This is a genomic window from Paraclostridium bifermentans (assembly GCF_019916025.1).
GTDB classification, from domain to species: Bacteria; Bacillota; Clostridia; order Peptostreptococcales; family Peptostreptococcaceae; genus Paraclostridium; species Paraclostridium bifermentans.
Genome location: NZ_CP079737.1, coordinates 1,456,136 through 1,477,943 on the forward strand (window position 1 = coordinate 1,456,136; position 21,808 = coordinate 1,477,943).

Here is a 21,808-nt window from a genome sequence, read left to right on the forward strand (position 1 = left end):
ATTTAAATATGTGCACATAATTATTAGTATATAGAATGCAATAATAAATAATTATTAAATCAAGGAAAGACAAATATATGAAAATGAAATGGGAAGAAAAATTTATCGAACTATATACTAAAGGAAAAGTGCAAGAAGCTAAAGATTTAAAAAATATACATGTTCCAAGTAAGTTATACAAATACCAAAAAATAGATGAAAATAGACTAAAAAATTTAGAATATGGAAAGCTATATTTTTCAAATAGGGAGCACTTAAATGATCCATTTGATTTACTACCAGTACATTATAATGAAGAGGAGATAATCCGCTTCTTAAAAGGAGAAGATTGTCCGGCAAATAACTTATCAAAATCAGAAATAATAATTAAGATAGATAAAGTTTTAAATAGCTTTAGCGACCATATAAAAATACTATCTCTAAGTACTAGCATATATAACATACCTCTATGGACTCATTATGGAGATAACCATAGAGGTATGTGTATTGAATATGATATAGATAATTTAGATAGAAATAGTGATTTTTATGATTGCTTGCTAAAAGTAAGCTATATAGATAAAAAAGTAGAAATAACTGAAGTCTTAAAAAATACTTTATCGAATCTAATAAATAATGATGAGTTAAAATTAGATTCTATGTTTTTGTTATATTTCACATTGACAATGAAACACAAAAGCTGGCAATATGAAAATGAATGGAGAATTATATTAAAAAGTAATAGTGGGGAATGTGGGATAGAAAAAAGCCTAATGAAAGTAAGAGCTATTTACTTAGGAAAAGATTGTAGCAAAGAAAATATAGAAAGAGTTATAGAAATTTCTAAAAAATTAAATTGTAAAGTTTATAAAATGGAATATTCTAAAGGTATTGATTTTAGATTGATACCACAGAAGATATATTAAATTAAATAAATTTAAATTTGATTAGTTAATAAAATTTGTTGACAACTAATAAATTAAGATACTACAATTTAGATATAAAAATTAAATAAACCAGGTGATGTTAGCGAGAGATACTTTTTAAATAAAGAGCCGACGGAGAAATTTGAATAACTTCCAATTTTCAAAGAAACTTTCAGGCAAAGGAATCGTTAACTGATGGATCTCTGGAAAGCCCTTAATTGTAAGGCGCCGAAGAAGAAATGATACTATAAGTATTAAAACTTTCAGGTACAAGAAACAGAGGATATAGGAATATTATTTATTTCTATATCCTCTTTTTAATTTTCTAAAAATATATTAAGGAGAAGTTTGATATGGAAAATTTAAAAAAAAACGTATCTACTGAGTGCACACGAAGCTTTAGGCGCAAAGATGATAGACTTTGCGGGATGGTATATGCCACTAGAATATGAAGGCTTAATAAAAGAACATGAATCTGTAAGAAATTATGCTGGATTGTTTGATGTATCTCATATGGGGGAAATTATTGTAAAAGGTGCACAAGCAAAGTCTTACCTACAAAACTTACTTACAAATGACATAGAAAGATTAGAAGATAATCAAGCTATATATACGTTTATGTGCTACCCTAATGGAGGTGTAGTTGATGATTTATTAGTTTATAGATTTGATGAAAATTATTTTTATTTAGTAATAAATGCTAGCAATATAGAAAAAGATTTTAAGTGGATGAATGAAAACAAACAAGACTATGATATACAAATAGAAAACATCTCTAGTAAAATTTCAGAACTTGCAATTCAAGGACCTTTATCTCAAAGAATACTTCAAGAAATATGCGATGAAAATTTAGATGAAATTAAATCATTTTACTTCAATAAAAATATAAAAGTTAATCAGATATCAGCTTTAGTTTCTAGAACTGGATATACCGGGGAAGATGGATTTGAAATATATTGTAAAAATGAAGATGTAGAAAAAATATGGAACAAACTATTTGAGGTAGGCGAAAAATATAAACTTAAACCTTGTGGATTGGGTTGTAGGGATACGTTAAGATTTGAGGCTGGATTACCCCTTTATGGAAATGAATTAAGTGAAGCTATAACACCATTAGAAGCAGGTTTTTCATTCTTTGTAAAGTTAGATAAATATAATTTTATAGGAAAGAATGAATTAAAAATGCAAAAAGAAAAAGGATTAAATAGAAAGATTATTGGATTTGAACTTACGGGTAAAGGTATAGCAAGACAAGGGTATGAGGTTATGGTTGATGAGAATGTAATAGGATATGTAACAACTGGATATAAATCCCCAACTTTGAATAAAAGTATAGGATTTGCCCTTATAGATTCTAGTTATTCAGAAATTGGAAAAGACGTAGATATATGTATTAGAAAGAAAAAAGTAAAAGCAAAAATTATTAACAAAAGATTTTACAAAAAACCAACAGCGATTCATGCTTAAAAATAGATATTAAAAAGTGAATATAAAACTATTATGGAGGTTGGGTTATGTTTAAATATATACCGATTACAGATGCGGATAAAGACAAAATGCTAAGTGAAATAGGAGTAGAATCAGTAGATGAGTTATTTAGTGATATTCCCAATGAATTAAAGCTTAATAGAGATTTAAATTTAGAAACTTCAAAAAGTGAAATAGAAGTATTAAAAAAAATAAAATCTATAGCTAAAGAAAATAATAGCATAGATAACTTGACTTGTTTTTTAGGAGCAGGAGCATATGATCACTATATACCATCTGTAATCAAACATATTACATCAAGGTCAGAATTTTATACAGCATACACACCATATCAAGGAGAAATAAGTCAAGGAACACTACAAACCATATTTGAATTTCAATCAATGATTTCTGAACTTACAGGAATGGATATAGCTAATGCATCTATGTATGATGGAGCTACTGCAAGTGTAGAAGCTTGTGTAATGGCACTAAATAGTGGAAAAAATAAAAATAAAATACTAGTAGCGAAATCTATAAATCCTGAGATTATGGAAGTCATAAAAACATATATGAAATTTAAAGATATTGAAGTTATAGAAATTGATTATGATAGAAAAACAGGAAGAGTTGATTTAGATAGTTTAAAATCAAATATAGATAAAGAAAGTGCTTGTATGTTAGTTCAAAGCCCTAACTTTTTTGGAATTATTGAAGAAATGGAAGAAATAGAGTCTATTACTCACCAAAATAAAGCAATGCTTATTATGAATGTTAATCCAATATCTTTAGGTGTTTTAAAATCACCAGGAGAGTTAGGAGCAGACATAGCTGTAGGAGAGGCTCAACCATTAGGGAACTCTTTGAATTTTGGAGGTCCATTTGTAGGATTTATGAGTACAAAAGCTAAAAATATAAGAAAACTTCCAGGAAGAATAGTAGGAGAAACTATTGACTCAAGAGGACAAAGGGCATATGTCCTAACACTTCAGGCAAGAGAACAGCACATAAGAAGAGAAAAAGCTACGTCTAATATTTGCTCAAATCAAGCTTTAAATGCCCTTTCAGCTACGATATATATGGCTACAATGGGATATAAGGGATTAAAAGAGGTAGCAAATCAGTGTATTCAAAAATCACATTATGCTTATAATGAATTAATCAAAACTGGAGAGTATGAAACTGTATTTACAGGAGAATTTTTTAATGAATTTACAATTAAATCTAAAAACCATAATGTAGATATTGTTAACGAAAATTTATTAAACGAAAACATAATTGGTGGATTTAATTTAGAGAATAAATTTAAAGAACTTAATAATTGTTCATTATATTGTGTTACAGAAAAAAGAAGTAAGGACGAAATTGATAATTTGGTTAATGTTATATCCAACATGGGCTTTAAAGATAGTAAAGAAAAAATTATTGATACTATGGGGGCTATATAAATGAAAGATTATAATAAATTATTGATAGAAATTTCAAAAGAAGGAAGGTTTGCGTATTCACTTCCGCCTTTAGATATATATGAAGATGAAAATTTAATTCCTGATAATTTTAAAAGAACTATAAATCCTAAATTGCCTATGGTAAGTGAAGTAGACGTCGTTAGACATTTTACACTTTTATCAAATAAAAATTTTGGGGTTGATACAGGATTCTATCCATTAGGGTCTTGTACTATGAAATACAATCCAAAGCTAAATGAAGACATAGCATCTATAGAAGAATTTACTAATATACATCCTTATCAAAATGAAAAGACAGTTCAAGGCTCACTTCATGTAATGTATGATTTTTCAAATATGTTAAAAGAAATAACAGGAATGGATGAAATAACATTACAACCATCGGCAGGATCTCATGGAGAATTGACAGGCTTGATGCTTATAAAAGCATATCATGAAAATAGCGGTGATTTTAAAAGAAATAAAATAATAGTTCCAGATTCAGCGCATGGGACAAATCCAGCAAGTGCAAATCTATGTGGATGTAATATAGTGCAAATAAAATCAGATGAATATGGATGTGTGGATATTGAAGCTTTAAAAGAAGTACTAGATGATACTGTTTGTGCTTTGATGCTTACAAATCCAAGTACATTAGGCATATTTGAAAAAAATATAACTGAAATTGCAGATTTAGTACATGAAGCAGGTGGATTATTGTATTATGATGGTGCAAATATGAATGCTATTATGGGAATTAGTAGACCTTCGGATATGGGATTTGATGTTGTTCATCTAAATCTTCATAAAACTTTTTCAACTCCACATGGAGGAGGAGGACCAGGTAGCGGTCCGGTTGGAGTTAAAAAGGAATTAATCCCATTTTTACCAGTTCCAATAATTGAAAAGAATGAAAATGGATATTCATTGAATTATAATAAAGAGCATTCTATAGGGAAAATAAAAAATTTCTATGGGAATTTTGGAGTGATACTAAAGGCATACTCATATATTTTGACTATGGGTTCAGATGGGTTGAAATTAGCAAGTGAAATGGCTGTACTAAATGCAAACTACTTAAAAGAAAAACTTAAAAAGTACTATACATTACCTTTTGACACTGTATGCAAGCACGAATTTGTATTAAGCGGAAAAAAACTTGGAGAAGTAACTACTATGGATGTTGCAAAAAGACTTTTAGATTATGGATATCATCCTCCAACAGTATATTTTCCACTAATAGTAGATAGTGCAATAATGATAGAGCCAACTGAAACAGAAGGTTTAGAAACTTTGGATAGTTTTATAGATGCAATGATAAAAATATCAGAAGAAATAAAAGATAATCCAGAAATATTGATAAGCGCGCCTCATAATACACAAGTAGGTAGATTAGACGAAACTAGAGCAGCTAAAAAACAAATTTTAAAATGGTAGATAAAAATGAGATGCTTATTTATAGGCATCTCATTTTTATTTACTATTTTAAAATATCTAAATAAGGTATATAGATTTAGTTAATTGAATAGTAATTTATTAATGTTATATAAATTAGGGGGGATTTCATGGAATTTGAAATTACAAAGGGAATTTTTACTGTGAATTTGGACATGATAGCAACTCTAGCACTAGCTACATTACTTTTGCTTTTAGGCAATTACTTAAGAAAAAAGGTTAATTTTTTAGACAAATTTTGTATACCAGGACCAGTTATAGGAGGGCTTTTATTTGCAATTATAATATTTATTTCAAAGACTATAAATTTATTTAACTTAGATATGGATACAACTTTACAATCACCATTTATGATAGCTTTCTTTACTACTATAGGATTAGGAGCTAGCTTTTCTCTTATAAAAAAGGGTGGAAAGTTATTAATAATTTATTGGATATTGTGTGGAGGACTTGCTATATTTCAAAATGTAATAGGTGTTATAGGGGCAAAGCTAACAAATATAAATCCTCTTATAGGTATTATGTGTGGAGCTGTTTCTATGGAAGGTGGTCATGCAAATGCAGCTTCCTTTGGGGCAACGATAGAAGGGTTAGGTGTAAATGGCGCGGTTACAATAGGAATGGCGGCAGCGACATTTGGTGTGATTTTTGGAGGAATTATAGGAGGTCCAGTTTCTCGATACTTAATAGATAAGTATAATTTAAAACCATCAGTAGAAGAACATGATAAAAATATATCTGTAGAAGAAACGGCAGGAATAAAATTAAGTGACTCATTCAATTCAAGTACTATGATAACTCAAATTGCAGTTATAGCATCTTGCATGACTATTGGAAATTTATTTGGGTCATGGTTTTCAAATACTACAGGTGTAGTACTTCCAGGATATGTAGGTGCAATGTTTGTTGCAGTTTTATTTAGAAATTTAAATGACAAGATAAATATTGTGAAAATAGATCTATATTCAGTTGATATAATAAGCAATGTTTGTTTAGGAATATTTTTGACAATGGCACTTATGAGTATAAAATTATGGGAATTAGCAGGACTTGCAGGACCGATGATAGTAATAGTTCTTGCACAAGTTATATTTATAGCATTATATGGAATATTTATTGGATTTAGATTATTAGGAAAAGATTTTGATGCGGCAGTTATGGTCTCAGGTATGTTAGGTCATGGACTTGGAGCAACTCCAAATGCATTAGCTAATATAAATTCTGTAACTTCTAAGTATGGGGATTCAACAAAGGCTTTTTTAATAGTACCTTTAGTTGGAGCATTTTTAGTAGATTTAGTGGGAATACCTACAATTGTAACATTTATAAATTTTTTCAGTTAGATATCTAAAATGAAAATTTATAACTTAGGAATAAACAATTTGTTATATATTCACAAATTATAGTATAAGTGCTACAATTTATTAAACTGTATAAAAGGAGAATTATAGAGATGTTTAAGCAAATGAGAAGACAGGAAAGAAAAATTGAAATTGGAGAAGCTGAAGAAATCTTAAAAAATGGAGAATATGGTGTTTTATCTACAAATGGAGAAAATGGATATTCGTATGGTACACCGGTAAGCTATGTATATTTTAATAATTCGGTATATTTTCATTGTGCACTAGAAGGACAAAAGCTAGAAAACATTAATTTTAATAATAAAGTTTCATTTTGTGTGGTAGGTAAAACTTGTGTTGTTCCTGAAAAGTTTAGCACAAAATATGAAAGTACTATTGTGTTTGGAGAAGCTATTGAAGTTTTTGAAGAAGAAAAAAATGAAGCCTTACTTGAAATATTGAAAAAATACTCACCTAATTTCATAGATAAAGGTAAATTGTACATAAAAAATGCTGGAGATAAAACTAAAGTAATAAAGATAAGTATTGATAAAATTTCAGGTAAATCTATTAGATAAGGGAAGTTATTTTTAATAACTTCTTTTTTTATTTAAATTTACTATAAGATGTTTAATACTGAATATTTTGTGGTAAATATTACAAGGAAAAATAATTATTCTTAAATTTCAATTCTAAAATACAAAAACAATCAAAATACAATTAGAATAATGAGGTGATGTGTATGATGGAAACTTTTCATATAGGAATTGACGTTGGATCAACTACTGTAAAATTAGTTGTATTAGATAAGGACAATAACATTGTATTTAAAAAGTACAGACGACATTTATCTGATATAAAAAATGCGGTAATAAGAATCCTAGATGACACTTATAAAAGTATAGGAGATAATTGTGTTACCGTAGTTATAACTGGATCAGGGGGAATGAACTTAGCAACAAACTTAGGGGTAGACTTTGTACAAGAAGTAATAGCAAGTACTAAGGCTGTTGAAGTTTATAATCCAGATACTGATGTAGTTATAGAACTAGGTGGAGAAGATGCAAAAATAATTTACTTAACAAATGGAATAGAACAAAGAATGAATGGAATTTGCGCAGGAGGAACTGGATCTTTTATAGATCAAATGGCATCTTTATTAAAGACTGACGCAAGTGGTCTAAATGAACTAGCAAAAAATTATAAAAACATATACAGTATAGCAGCTAGATGTGGAGTATTTGCAAAAACAGATATTCAGCCATTGATAAATGAGGGTGCAAGAAAAGAAGATATAGCAATGAGTATTTTCCATGCAGTAGCAGTACAAACTATAAGCGTTTTAGCTTGTGGTAGAAAAATACAGGGGAAAGTTGCTTTTCTAGGAGGACCATTATACTTTTTATCTCAATTAAGACAAGCATTTATAGATATGCTAAATTTAAACGAACAAGATATTATATTTCCTAAAGATGCTCAGCTATATATAGCAATAGGGGCAGCTCTTTCATATACAAATAATAAAACATTTATGTTAAGCAATCTATTATTAACTTTAAAAAATTCAAAAGAATATCAAAATACAAACCAAAGTAAATTAAAACCTTTATTTAAAAATGAAAAAGAATATGAAGAATTTAAGAAACGACATAGTATGAATGTAGTTAATACAAATGAGTTATCACACTACTCTGGGGATTGCTTTTTAGGGATTGATGCAGGATCAACAACAACAAAAGTTGCTTTAATTGATAAAAACGGGAATTTATTATATTCAGCATACAAAAGTAATGAAGGAAGCCCATTAAACTCTGCAATAGAGATTTTAGATGATATATATATACACTTACCAAACACGGCTAAAATAGTAAATTCAGCAGTTACAGGATATGGAGAAGCTTTGTTAAAACAAGCTTTAAAAATAGACATAGGAGAAATAGAAACGGTAGCTCATTATAAGGGCGCTAAGTTTTTCTCACCAAATGTAGACTTTATACTTGATATAGGCGGACAAGATATGAAATGTCTAAAAATCAATAATGGAGTTATAGAAACTATAATATTAAATGAAGCCTGTTCTTCGGGGTGTGGGTCGTTTTTAGAAACTTTTGCAAAATCATTAGAACTTGATATAAAAGATTTTTCTAAGAAAGCTCTATATTCTGAAAATCCAGTTGATTTAGGATCTAGATGTACAGTATTTATGAACTCAAGAGTAAAACAAGCTCAAAAAGAGGGTCATTCAGTCAGTGATATTAGTGCAGGTTTATCATATTCGGTTATAAAAAATGCGTTGTATAAAGTTATAAAAGTAAAGTCTAAAGAAGATATTGGAAAATATCCTGTTGTTCAAGGTGGAACTTTCTACAATGATGCTGTATTAAGAGTATTTGAAATATTAACAGAACGAGAAGTTGTAAGACCTAATATTGCAGGAATAATGGGTGCATTTGGAGCTAGTATAATAGCAAAAGAAAAATATAAAAAAGGATACACTACATTATTATTAGATAGAAATAATATTAATAATATAAAACTAAGAACAATTACTGCAAGATGTGGTAAATGTTCTAATAATTGTTTACTTACTATAAATAATTTTGGAAATGGAGAAAAATTTATTTCAGGGAATAGATGTGAAAAAGGTATAGGGTTAGAAGTTAATGAAAATAAAAATATAAATCTTTTTGAATATAAATATAAAAAAATATTCGACTATAAAAGCTTACAACCTAAAGATGCAAAGCGAAAAGTTATTGGTATACCTAGGGTGTTAAATATGTATGAAGATTACCCTCTATGGCACACTATATTTACAAATTTAGGATTTAGTGTAGTTTTATCAGGAGAATCATCTAAACAAATTTATGAAAAAGGCATGGATTCAATTGTTTCGGAGTCTGTGTGCTATCCAGCCAAAATAGTTCATGGACATATAAATGATTTAATTGAAAAAGGAGTTAAAACAATTTTTTATCCATGTATAAGACATGAACACAAAGAGTTTAAAAATATAGATAATCATTTTAACTGTCCTGTGGTAATGTCATACTCAGAAGTTATAAAAAATAACATTAGTGAAATCCGAGATAAAAATATTAATTTTATTAATTCTTTTTTACCGATGAATGATAAAAAGGCTTTAAAGAAAAGGCTTATTGAAGAATTAAATAAAATTAAAATGTATGATAAGGATTTTATACAAATAAGTAAAGAAGAAATAGATAAAAGCGTTGAATTAGGTTTTAAAGAGTATGAAAAATTTAAAAAAGATATTCAGGATATGGGTGAAAAAACTTTAAAATTAATTAAGAAAAATAATATAAAAGGAATTGTTCTAGCAGGAAGGCCATACCATATCGATCCAGAAATAAACCATGGTATACCAGAACTTATAAATTCTTTAGACATGGCAGTCTTAACAGAGGACAGCGTATGTCATCTAGGAAAAGTAGAGGAACCTTTAAGAGTAGTTGATCAATGGGCGTACCATTCAAGGTTATATAGAGCCGCAAAGTTTGTTAGCCATGAAAAGAATTTAGAACTTGTACAGCTAAACTCTTTTGGGTGTGGACTTGACTCAGTTACAACTGATCAAGTTCAAGAAATTTTAAATAGTGAAGGCCGAATATATACTTGTATAAAGATTGATGAAGGAAATAATTTAGGAGCTGCTAAAATAAGATTAAGATCGCTAAAAGCAGCTATAGAAGAAAGAGAAAAAAGTAATATTGATACTGTGAAGGTTGAAAAAAAATACACAAAAGGAAGTTTAGTTAAGGCAATAAAAGAAAATTACAATATTTTAGTTCCTCAAATGTCACCTATGCATTTTGATTTGGTAGAACATGGAGTAAAATCATGTGGATACAATATGGTATTACTTAAAGATTATGAAGGAGCTGTAGAAGAAGGCCTTAAATATGTTAATAACGATGCATGTTATCCAGCAATTATTGTAGTAGGTCAGATTATTAAGGCGTTAAAGAGTGATAAGTATGATTTAAGTAAGACGGCTGTAGCAATAACTCAAACTGGAGGGGTTTGCAGAGCTACCAACTACATTGGATTTTTAAGAAAAGCTTTAAGTGATGCAGGATATGAAGATGTACCTGTATTATCTTTATCTATAAATGGAGAAGAAAAGAATAATTTATATAGTGTATTTTCATTAAGTCTGGTAAATAAAGTTTTAATGGGTGCTATATATGGAGATTTACTTATGAAGGTCTTATATAGAGTTAGGCCATATGAAAAAATAAAAGGAAGTGCTAACAAATTATATGAAAACTATAAAAATATTTGTAAGCAAAGTTTAGAAAATGGAAGTTTTGGTGAATTTAAAGAAAATATTTATAATATAGTAAGAGATTTTGATAATTTACCTATAGTAAAAACAGAAAAACCTAAAGTGGGGTTAGTAGGAGAAATTTTAGTCAAATTTCATCCATTGGCAAATAATAATGTTGTAGATGTATTAGAAGCTGAAGGGGCCGAAGTAGTAGTTCCTGAGCTTATGAATTTCTTTCTAAGTTGTTGCTTTAATACATATTATAAAGCTGATAATAATTTAGATAAAAAATATAAAAAGTTGGGTGGAAAGTTTGCCATAGGTATGATTGAAAAATATCAAAAACATTATATGAATGCGTTAGAAAGTAGCAAGAGATTTAGCAAGACAAAAGATATTAAATCATTAGGCAATTTAGCCTCTAATGTAATTTCTTTAGGGAATCAAGCTGGAGAAGGATGGCTTTTAACAGCTGAAATGATGGAACTCATGGAAAGTGGTGTGAAAAATATTATATGCATGCAACCTTTTGCTTGCTTACCTAATCATATAACTGGAAAAGGTGTGATTAAGGAGTTAAAACGAATTTACAATGATGCTAATATAGTTCCGATAGACTATGACCCAGGGGCTAGTGAAGTTAACCAATTGAATAGGATAAAACTTATGCTTTCAACATCACTTAACAATTTGGGATCAAACAATATTAATTTAGAAACTGGAAACTCTGAAAGTATAGAATCTGATAACACAGAAAAAGAAGCATTAGCTTAATAAAAATAAGTAGTTATGGTATTAAATTAAATTTATACTATTAACTACTTATTTTTATACTATAGAGGTTAGTTTAATTGTTTAAACTTATAAGCAATTGATGATATTAAATATCCTAAAAATAGACCATTTATAAAAGTTACTACCAACCTACCTATACCAAAATTTTTAAATATAAGATAACTCAACAGAATTGTTAAAATTTGTATTGAAATAGCTGTTAAATGATATCTAAATTTATTTGAATTTATGTGCTTATTACTATACATTCTTATACTATATAAATAGGCTAAAATTATAAGGAATCCTAATAATGTACTACCGTGTTGGAGTACTTTAAAAAACGGAACTTGATAATCAAATAGATTTATAGAATTTTTTAATAAGTTGAAATTAACAACAAAATAGCCTGTTTTATGAGTAAATGCATCCCATAGTACATGTGTTAACATTCCGGTAATACATGAATATGTAAATACAAAAATATTTTTAATACTTTTAAAGTTGAAACTATAATTTATAAGGTACGTATAGTAATTACACATTTTACCTGGGAGATTTATAATAAATGGATTTTTTATAAAATTTAAAATTAAGTAGTTCAGTAAAAAACATATTGGAAGATTTAAAAAAATAAATCCTGATAGCGTATGTCCTAAATTGCTACTTGGATTAAATAATAAAAAATATATAAAATCAGGTGCCATAGAACCAAGAATCAATCCTAATAAATTAAAGTTTTTGTTTTTAGAAAAAATCACTGCAGCTGGATGTGCTAATGTAAATGGCATAGAAAACTCTCCTTAAACTTTTATTTCATTTTAATATAATAATATAAATAAATAAAATATACCATATATTTTGAATTTTAATGCATATTGTTATTTTTTACCCAAAATTTACCAAATGAAAAAATATATGATTTAAAGTAATATATAAGTGATATGATATGTAAAAGGAAGTAGGAAAAAATATGAAAGAAAATTTAATGGATTTAATATTTAACACGCTGCCTATACCTATATGGATAAAATCAAAAGAAGGAGCATTTCTAGACATAAACCAAAAACTTAAAGATACATATATAAGTAAAGAAATAAAGAAAGAAGATATCATAGGCAAATTCAATAAAGATATATACCCTGTAGAAATAGCTAAAATGTATGATATGAACTATAAAAAAGTACTAGAAAGCAAACAACCTATGACATTTGAAAATAAGCATAAAAATAAAATAACCAAAGCTTATTTAACACCTATACTTGACAAAGATAAAGAAATAATTGCAGTAACTGGTATAATACACGATATATCAGAGTTTAAGCAATATGAAGAAGATAATATTTATCAAAAGAACTTAATGGAAACTATAATAAATAGTATACCAGACATAGTATTTTATAAAGATATAGAAGGTAAATATGTAGGAGGAAATAATGCTTTTTTTGAAAGATTTTACGAAAGAGATAAAGAGGATGTTATAGGAAAAACAGATTTAGAACTAAGTGAAGATAAAAACTTATCAGAATATCTTATAAAAAAAGATAAAGAAGCTATAGAAAGTAAAAAAAATATATATTCTAAATTAAAAGTAAAAAATAGCAAAAATGAAGTTACATATTTTGAAAGTATAAAAACACCTGTAATAAATGAAAGAAATGAAGTAGTAGGCGTAGTAGGCGTATCAAGAGACATAACAAAAAGAAAAGAATTAGAAAATATGTTAAGACAAATGAGTTATACAGATAAATTAACGGGACTTTTTAATCGAGCATATTTTGAAGAACAAATAAAGATTTTAAACAATGAAAAATTTTATCCTCTAAGTATGATAATTGGAGATGCAAATGGCTTAAAAAAATTAAATGACACAAGAGGCCATTTAGAAGGGGATAAATTGATTATAAAAATTTCAGAAATTTTAAAAAATAGTTGCAATGAAAATCATCTTATTTTTAGGTGGGGTGGAGATGAATTTGTAATTCTTATGCCAAACACAAATTCTATTTGTGCCCAAAATACATATAATACTATTTTAGAAAATTGTAAAAAAGCTAGTAACTATGAAATGAAAATAAGTATAGCATTAGGAATTTCAACAAAAGTTGATAATAAATTAAGCATAGAAGATTTGATAAAAGAAGCAGAAGATACAATGTATCAAGAAAAGCTACTTTCAAAAGAAAGTAGGAAAAATTACATAATGAAATCTCTACAGAAAACACTAGAAGAAAAGAGTTTAGAAACAAGAGACCATACTAGTAGGACTGTAGAATATGCATACAAAATAGGTAAAAAATTAAACTTAAATAATAAACAAATTAGAGAATTAAAATTATTAGCATATCTACATGATATAGGAAAAATTGGAGTATGTGAAAGTATAATAGAAAAGCCTGGACCTCTTACTCAAGAAGAATACAGTTTAATAAAAAATCATAGTGAAAAAGGATTTAGAATAGCTAATTGTACACCCGACTTATCTGATGTAGCTTATGGAATTTTAACTCATCATGAACGATATGATGGAAATGGATATCCATTAGGATTAAAAGGCGAAGAAATTCCTTTATTATCCAGAATAATATCTGTTGTAGATTCATTTGATGCAATGACAAGTGATAGGGCTTATAGAAAAGCAATGACAACTAATCAGGCAATAGCGGAATTAAGAAAAAACTCAGGAACTCAATTTGATTCAAATATTGTAGATGCTTTTATTGACGAAATAGAAAGTAATAGATAAAAAAGAAGCCTTCATTTAAAAGAAGGCTTTTTATGATATAATCAATTATATAAAAACTTAAGGAGGAAATTTATGAAAATTATTCATACAAGTGATTGGCATATTGGAAAAATTGTAAATGAATTTTCAATGATTGAAGATCAAAAATACATTTTAAATAGATTAATAGATTTAATAGAAAAAGAAAAGCCAGAAGTACTTATACTAGCAGGAGATGTATATGATCGATCAATTCCACCTGTGGAAGCTGTAGAATTATTAAATGAAACTTTAAGTAATTTAATAATTGATAAAAAAGTAAAAGTATTGGCTATATCAGGAAATCATGATGGAGGAGAAAGACTAAGCTTTGGAAGTCAAATTTTAGAAAAGCATGGATTATATATAGCGGGTAGAGACGATGAACTATACAAGCATGTAGTTGTAAAAGATGGAGAAAAAAATGTAAACTTTTATTTAATTCCATATAAGGATCCTGCATTAACAAGAAAAATTTTAGATGAAAAAGAAATTAAAAGCCATAATGATGCAATGAAATTCGTAGTAGAAAAAATTAAGAAAGATATGAATGAAAAAGAAATAAACATCCTAGTAGGACATGGATATATTACTATGAAAAGAGAAGATGCAATAGAGTGTATTGAAAATAAATATGAAGTAGCAAATCTTGAAACATCAGAATCTGAAAGACCTCTATCAATAGGGGGAACAGATTTAATAGATGGTAAAATATTTGATGACTTTGATTATGTAGCTTTAGGTCATCTTCATGGAAGGCAAAAAATTGGGAGAGAAGAAATGAAGTACTCAGGATCAATATTAAAGTATTCTTTCTCAGAGGTTAAACAAAAAAAAGGAGTATACATATTAGATATAAATGATAAAGATGCAATAAATATAGATTTTAAATGTTTAAAGCCAGTAAGAGATTTAAGAGTTATAAAAGGGAATATAGAAGACTTAATAGAGGAAGCTAGAGAGTTAGAAAAAGGAAAAGAAGATTATATACAAGCTATATTAACAGATGATGGAGAACTTATAAATCCAATGGAAAAATTAAGAGCAGTTTATCCAAATACTATGTTAATAACAAGAGAGAGAAAAAGGGAAATTAGTGAAGATAAAACTTCAGCAAAAGGTGAATATAAGAAAAAAAGTAAGCTAGAGCTATTTAAAGAGTTTTATGAAGACTTAGGTAGTGGAGATTATACAGAAGAAAAAGAAGTAGTTTTAATGAATACTATAAATGAAGTTTTAAAAAGTGAGGTGAAATAATGAGACCTATAAAATTGACAATAAGCGCATTTGGACCCTATGCAGACAAACAAGTTATAGATTTTGAGGAATTAAATGGCAGAAATATATTTGTAATATCAGGTAAAACAGGAGCTGGTAAAACTACTATATTTGATGCTATAAGTTATGCCTTATACGGAGAAGCTAGTGGAGAATCCAGAGAGACAGATTCTTTGAGAAGTCACTTTGCAGATGATGATGTAGAAACTTTTGTGGAATTAGAGTTTAAATTAAAAGGTGAACGATATACAGTAAATAGAGTTCCAAAACAAAAGAAGAAAAAGTCAAGAGGTGAAGGATTCACAGAAAAAAGTGCAGATGCAACACTTACACTACCAGATGGAAAGGTTATAACTAAAGTTACTAATGTAACTAATAAGTTAATTGAAATATTAGGGATAACTAGAGATCAGTTTAAACAAATTGTTATGCTACCACAAGGAGAGTTTAAAAAATTATTATTAGCAGATTCATTAGAAAGAGAAGGTATTTTTAGAAAAATATTTAACACTTATGATTTTGAAAAAATACAGATAGATCTTAAAGAAAAAGCTATAAGTTTAAGTAAAAACAGAAATAAAAGTAAGGATGAAATGCAAACTAACTTAAAAAATATAAAAGGTGAGCATGATATAGTTATTGGAGAATATGTAGATTTTCCTTTTGTTATAGAAAAATTAAAAGATTTTATATCAAAGGATAGTGAAGCTTATAAAAACTTAAATGAAGATGATAAAGCTTTGTATAATGAACTAGAACTTATAAATAAGGAAAAAGTAAAAATAGAAAACAATAACAATTTATTGAAAGAAAAAGAAAAAATAGAGAAAAGTTTACTAGATCTTATAAATAAAGAAAAAGAATTTGAAATAAAAAAAGAAACTATAAATAAATGTAAGAGTGCCAAAGAAGTTAAATACATAGAAGATAAATTAATAGAAAATGAAAATATATTAGAGCAAAGAAAAAAATCATATGAAGAAACTTTATTAAATATTGAAAGACTAAATAAAGAAACTGATACAGCAAAACTGAATTTAAAAATAGAAGAAGCTAAAGAACCTGAAAGGGATGCTCTTAAATTAGAGATAAATAAGTTAGAGAGTATAAAACCTAAAATAGCGGAATTTGATGAGTTAAAAAATAGCTTAATTATTAAAACTGAGAGTATTGAGTCAATTAAATGTAAAATAGAAGATAATAAAAAAGTTAATGAAAATTTAAAAAAACAAAAATTAGAAAATGAAAATAAATTAAAAGAAATAGCTACAGCAGAGACCAAAAAAGTAGAGATAGCAAATGAAATCTCTAATAAGGAAAAAATAATACAAGAGACTAGAGAGTTGTTTAAAATAATAGCAAGTTATGAAAAATCAAAACTTAGTCATAATAACTTAAAAATAGAATATGATTCATTTGAAAAAGTATATAAAAGTATAAAGAAAAACTATAATGATATGGATGAACTTTATAAAAAAGAACAAGCTGGTATACTTGCATGTTCTTTAAAAGAAAACACACCTTGTCCTGTATGTGGATCTGAAAATCATCCAAATCCAGCAGTTATAAGTAAAAACTTAATAGTTCCGACTAAAGAGGAATTAAAAATAGCTAAAGAAAAATTAGAAGAAGCTGAAAAGGAAAATAATTTAAAGATAAATGAATTAACTAAATTAAATACTGACTGTAAAAATTATTTTGATATTTTAAGCAATAGTTTATTGAAGTTTTCAAAAACTTTAAATATAGATGAAAACTATTCAGCTAAAACAGCTGAGATAGTTAAGGTAAAAGGAATTGAATTAAAGGTTAATATTGATGATTTAAATAAAGAACTTATAAAAATAAATGAAAAATTATCTATGAAAAAGAATATAGATGAACAAAATGTAACTATAGAAAATAGTTTAGTAGAAGTTGAAAAAGAACTAAGTACATTAGAAAAAACTGAAAAGATACTATTACCTGAAATAGCTCAAATAAATACTAGAATAGAAGAGTATAAAAAAGAAATTCCTAAAGAAATTTTAGATATAAAAACTCTTGAAATTTTACTAAATGATAAAACAAAAGAGTTAGAAATAAGCTTAAATAACTTAAATAAGTTAAGAGTGTATAATGAAAATATATCAAAACAATTAGAAGGTAAAATTTCTAAATCTAATGAAATTAAGAGTTCTATAGAAGAATTAAAGTCTAACATAGAAAAAATAAAGGTGGAATTTAATACTTTATTAAAAAACTTAGGATTTAATGATTTTAATAACTATGAGGAGTTTAAATCAAAGATTCATTTAATTAAAGATTTAGAGAAAGAAGTAGAAGATTATTATTTAAATCTAAATTTACTTAAATCTAAAAAAGAAGATATAGTTATTAAAACTAAAGATTTGACTTTTATTGATATAGATAGCATCGATGAAAAAGTAAAGAAACTTCAAGAAGAAAAGAAAGGTTTAGAGTTTAGACTTAGAGAACTTTACTCAGTATTAGAAAATAATAAATCTATACTTAAAAATGTAGAAAGTTTAAATGCTAAGTTTAAAGCTATAGAAGAAGAGTATAAGGTTGTAGGGGAATTAGCTGATTTGGCAAATGGTAAAAAATCTCCATATATATCTTTTGAAAGATATATATTAGCTTCATACTTTGAAGATATAATAGAAGCTGCAAATATAAGACTTGAAAAAATGACAGGGGATAGATTCTCATTAATAAGAAAGAAAAGTAAGAGCAAAGGAGCAGGTCAAAAAGGTTTAGAACTAGAAATTTACGATAATTATACAGACAGCTCTAGAGATGTTAGCTCACTATCAGGAGGAGAAAGTTTCAAAGCGTCTTTATCTCTCGCACTAGGACTTTCAGATGTAGTTCAATCAAATGCAGGAGGAGTATCCCTTGATACTATGTTTGTTGACGAAGGATTTGGAACATTAGATCCACAATCGTTAGATAATGCAATTGATAGCCTTCTTGAACTTCAAAGAGGAGGAAGGTTAGTAGGTATAATTTCACATGTTGAAGAATTAAAAGAAAGAATAGATGCTAAGTTAGAAGTAACGTCTACAGCAAAAGGAAGTAAAGCTGAATTTGATATATTATAAAAGATTAAATAATAAAAAATCCAACTCTTTTTAGAGTTGGATTTTTTATTTTGAAGAAATTTATACTTTTAACTGTAACATAAATGTCACTTAATGATGATAAATTAACGCTAAGGTTAAGTAATTTAATATTATAAAAACTAATGGAGGTGGATTATGGTATTTTCAAATACGTTATTTCTTTACTTATTTCTTCCTATTAATCTTATTCTGTATTATGCAGTTAAGAGCAGAAAATGGAAAAATTTTATTTTGATTATTTTTTCTTTAGCATTTTATGCTTGGGGAGAACCGGTATGGATATTTCTTTTAATATTTAGTTCTTTGGTAGATTACGGACATGGACTATTTATTGAAAAGCATAGAGGAACTAAGTTAGCTAAAATAGGTTTATTATCATCTATATGTATTAATTTAGGATTATTAATTACTTTTAAATATAGTGCATTTTTATATGAAAATTTAAATACTATATTTAATTTATCGTTAGAAATACCTAAATTTTCATTGCCTATAGGAATTTCTTTTTACACATTTCAAACTTTATCATACACAGTAGATGTGTATAAGGGAGAAGTTAAAGCACAGAAAAACTTTTCAAAGTTTTTAATGTATGTATCTCTGTACCACCAATTAGTTGCAGGACCAATAGTTAGATACTCAGATGTAGAAGAAGAAATTGAAAGTAGAGTTACTACTATAGAAAATTTTAGTAGTGGAATAAGTAGATTTACTATAGGACTTGCAAAGAAAGTATTAATTGCAAATGTAGCGGGGCAGTTTGTAACTCAATATATGAATTCAGATTTAACTAGTATAACTGTTCTTGAAGCTTGGTTTGGAATTGCAATGTTTACTATACAAATATATTTTGACTTCTCTGGATACTCAGATATGGCGATAGGGCTTGGGAAGATGTTTGGATTTACATACATGGAGAATTTCAACTATCCGTATATATCAAAATCTGCAACTGAATTTTGGAGAAGATGGCATATATCATTAGGGAGTTTTTTTAGAGACTATGTATATATACCATTAGGTGGAAATAGAAAAAACATGATATTTAATTTATTCGTTGTATGGTTTTTAACTGGTATATGGCATGGAGCGAGTTGGAACTTTATACTTTGGGGTCTTTATTTTGGGATATTAGTATATTTAGAAAAAAAGATTTTATTTAGAGTTTTAAACAAAATACCAAAAATATTTTCACATATATATCTGATTGTTGCACTTTTAGTTGGATGGACTTTATTTTACTTTACAGATGTAAATAGAGCTTTTGAATATATAAAGATATTATTTGGATTTACAAATAATGAGTTTACAAATAATGAACTAAAGTTAGTTTTTATAAACAATATATATTGGATTTTAATAGCTATAGTTGCTAGTACTCCTATATATCCATATCTGAAACAATATATAGGACAAAGTAGAATAAAACCATTTGGACAAGTTGTAGAAGTTTTATTAAATGTAGCTATAATGATTTGTTGCACTTCAATGTTAATAGCAAGCAGCTACAATCCATTTTTATATTTTAGGTTTTAGGAGGACTTATGAGCCGTAAATTAAAAAGACAAGAGAAACGAAAAAATGAATTAAGCAAAATATTAAGTAAAATAAATATATTTATATTTGTGGCAACCTTGATAATATTTTCTGCTTTATCAGTAATTATGCCAAAAAAAACAGTATCAGAGATAGAAAAGAGAGAATTAGCAAAATTTCCTAAGTATACAAAAGAATCACTATTCTCTGGAGAGTACTTTAAAGGAATTGAAAACTTTTATAATGATACATTTCCATTTAGAGATAAATTTTTACAGATATCTTCTCACATAAATGAATCAAAGGGAATAAGACAAGGTGACGATGAAATAAAATTATATAAATAGAGAGGTAATAAAATGAATAAAAAAATAAAACCATCAACAAGAAAAATATTAGCAATGTGTTTAGTTCTTATTATTGGGAGTCAAGTTGTAGCTTGTTCAAATAAAGATGCAATAAGCTCTAAAGGCTCAGATACTAATTCTGAGCAAAAAGTAGATACATCCCAAAATAATAAAACTGACAATAATGCAACTGCTGAAAAATCAGGATCAGTTATTACTATAGGAGATAAGGCCTTTGAAATTTTTAATGAAAACAAAGCTGGAGAAAAAGAATATTCTGAAATTATATCTGAACATAAAAAAGCACTAGGAAAAGATGTACAAGTTTATAATATGGTAGTTCCAACACATGTTGAATTTGGACTTCCTGAAAAATATAAAGATATGTCAAAATCAGAGAAAGATTCTATAGATACTATATATAAAAATATGGACAAAGATGTAAAAACTGTAGATGCTTATAATAATTTGAAAAAACATAAAGATGAATATATATATTTTAACACTGATCATCATTGGACTTCATTAGGTGCATATTATGCATATCAATCATTTGCAAAAGAAGCAGGATTTAAACCTGTAGATATATCAACGTATGATAAATATACTAAAGAAGGATTTTTAGGAACGCTATATGCACAAACACAAGATAGTAAGATTAAAAACAATCCAGATAAAGTGGATTATTATAAAATTCCTTGTGATTATAGTGTTTATAGATATGAAAAAGAAAATCCTAAAAAGCCACTTAAAACGACTTTATATGCAGATTATGCCAAAGGGTCTAATGCTTATTCAGTTTTCTTGCATGGAGATTTCCCAAGAATAGATATAAAAAATAAAGATGCTAAAAATAATAAAAAATTGGTTGTAGTAAAAGAATCTTATGGAAATGCTTTTATTCCGTTTTTAATACCTCACTATAAAGAGGTAATAGTTATAGACTCAAGACACTATAAGGACAGTTTAGAAAAATTAGTAAAAGAAAATAATGCAAATGAAGTTTTATTTATAAATAATGCCTTTGCGGCAAACACACAAAAAATAGTTAATACTATAAAAGATTTAAATAAATAAT

At 27.3% G+C, this 21,808-nt stretch carries 12 protein-coding genes, 1 pseudogene and 1 riboswitch; of the genes and pseudogenes, 12 read left to right on the plus strand and 1 reads right to left on the minus strand.

The annotated features are described in order from the left end of the window. Positions 1–77: 77 nt before the first annotated feature. The 7 genes from KXZ80_RS06925 to KXZ80_RS06955 all read left to right on the plus strand — a co-directional run bounded on the left by KXZ80_RS06925 (position 78) and on the right by KXZ80_RS06955 (position 11,680). Positions 78–905: a DUF2971 domain-containing protein gene (locus KXZ80_RS06925; protein ID WP_021432748.1), complete on the plus strand. Its 828-nt coding sequence runs from the start codon at positions 78–80 to the stop codon at positions 903–905. A gap of 94 nt (positions 906–999) precedes the next feature. After that, a riboswitch (glycine riboswitch) is annotated at positions 1,000–1,103 on the plus strand. A 213-nt stretch (positions 1,104–1,316) separates the two neighbouring features. After that, the gene (gcvT, locus tag KXZ80_RS06930; RefSeq protein WP_021432749.1) at positions 1,317–2,372 is read left to right on the plus strand and encodes a glycine cleavage system aminomethyltransferase GcvT; all 1,056 of its coding nucleotides are present in this window, start codon (positions 1,317–1,319) and stop codon (positions 2,370–2,372) included. A 47-nt stretch (positions 2,373–2,419) separates the two neighbouring features. Further along, positions 2,420–3,820, plus strand: coding sequence for an aminomethyl-transferring glycine dehydrogenase subunit GcvPA (gcvPA, locus tag KXZ80_RS06935; RefSeq protein ID WP_021432750.1), 1,401 nt, complete (start codon positions 2,420–2,422; stop codon positions 3,818–3,820). Beyond that, positions 3,821–5,257, plus strand: coding sequence for an aminomethyl-transferring glycine dehydrogenase subunit GcvPB (gene gcvPB / locus KXZ80_RS06940; protein WP_021432751.1), 1,437 nt, complete (start codon positions 3,821–3,823; stop codon positions 5,255–5,257). It abuts the gene before it with no gap. A 128-nt stretch (positions 5,258–5,385) separates the two neighbouring features. Continuing rightward, complete coding sequence (gene gltS, locus KXZ80_RS06945; protein ID WP_021432752.1) at positions 5,386–6,618, plus strand: sodium/glutamate symporter; 1,233 nt, start codon at positions 5,386–5,388, stop codon at positions 6,616–6,618. Positions 6,619–6,728: 110 nt separating this feature from the next. Beyond that, positions 6,729–7,193 (plus strand): pyridoxamine 5'-phosphate oxidase family protein, encoded by a 465-nt coding sequence (locus KXZ80_RS06950; protein WP_021432753.1) that lies wholly within the window; start codon positions 6,729–6,731, stop codon positions 7,191–7,193. Between the two features lie 164 nt (positions 7,194–7,357). Next, positions 7,358–11,680, plus strand: coding sequence for a 2-hydroxyacyl-CoA dehydratase (locus KXZ80_RS06955; RefSeq protein WP_021432754.1), 4,323 nt, complete (start codon positions 7,358–7,360; stop codon positions 11,678–11,680). A gap of 68 nt (positions 11,681–11,748) precedes the next feature. On the opposite strand, the gene KXZ80_RS06960 is transcribed toward KXZ80_RS06955, so the two are convergent. Continuing rightward, positions 11,749–12,471 carry a DUF4184 family protein gene (locus tag KXZ80_RS06960; RefSeq protein WP_021432755.1) on the minus strand — a complete coding sequence of 241 codons (723 nt, stop codon included), beginning with the start codon at positions 12,469–12,471 and terminating at the stop codon, positions 11,749–11,751. Positions 12,472–12,653: 182 nt separating this feature from the next. Here KXZ80_RS06960 and KXZ80_RS06965 point away from each other — a divergent pair, with 182 nt between their 5' ends. From KXZ80_RS06965 to KXZ80_RS06990, 5 genes and pseudogenes are all read left to right on the plus strand, one after another. After that, on the plus strand, positions 12,654–14,426 hold the full coding sequence (locus KXZ80_RS06965; RefSeq protein WP_021432756.1) for a sensor domain-containing diguanylate cyclase/phosphohydrolase: 1,773 nt from the start codon (positions 12,654–12,656) through the stop codon (positions 14,424–14,426). Positions 14,427–14,498: 72 nt separating this feature from the next. Further along, positions 14,499–15,701, plus strand: a complete 1,203-nt coding sequence (locus KXZ80_RS06970; protein WP_021432757.1) for an exonuclease SbcCD subunit D — start codon at positions 14,499–14,501, stop codon at positions 15,699–15,701. Further along, on the plus strand, positions 15,701–18,826 hold the full coding sequence (locus KXZ80_RS06975) for an AAA family ATPase (RefSeq protein ID WP_021432758.1): 3,126 nt from the start codon (positions 15,701–15,703) through the stop codon (positions 18,824–18,826). The genes KXZ80_RS06970 and KXZ80_RS06975 overlap by 1 nt, the downstream gene beginning before the upstream one ends. Before the next feature lie 252 nt (positions 18,827–19,078). Continuing rightward, positions 19,079–20,383, plus strand: coding sequence for an MBOAT family O-acyltransferase (locus KXZ80_RS06980; RefSeq protein ID WP_319025380.1), 1,305 nt, complete (start codon positions 19,079–19,081; stop codon positions 20,381–20,383). Positions 20,384–20,511: 128 nt separating this feature from the next. Continuing rightward, positions 20,512–21,807, plus strand: a pseudogene (locus KXZ80_RS06990) (DHHW family protein). Position 21,808 lies beyond the last annotated feature (1 nt).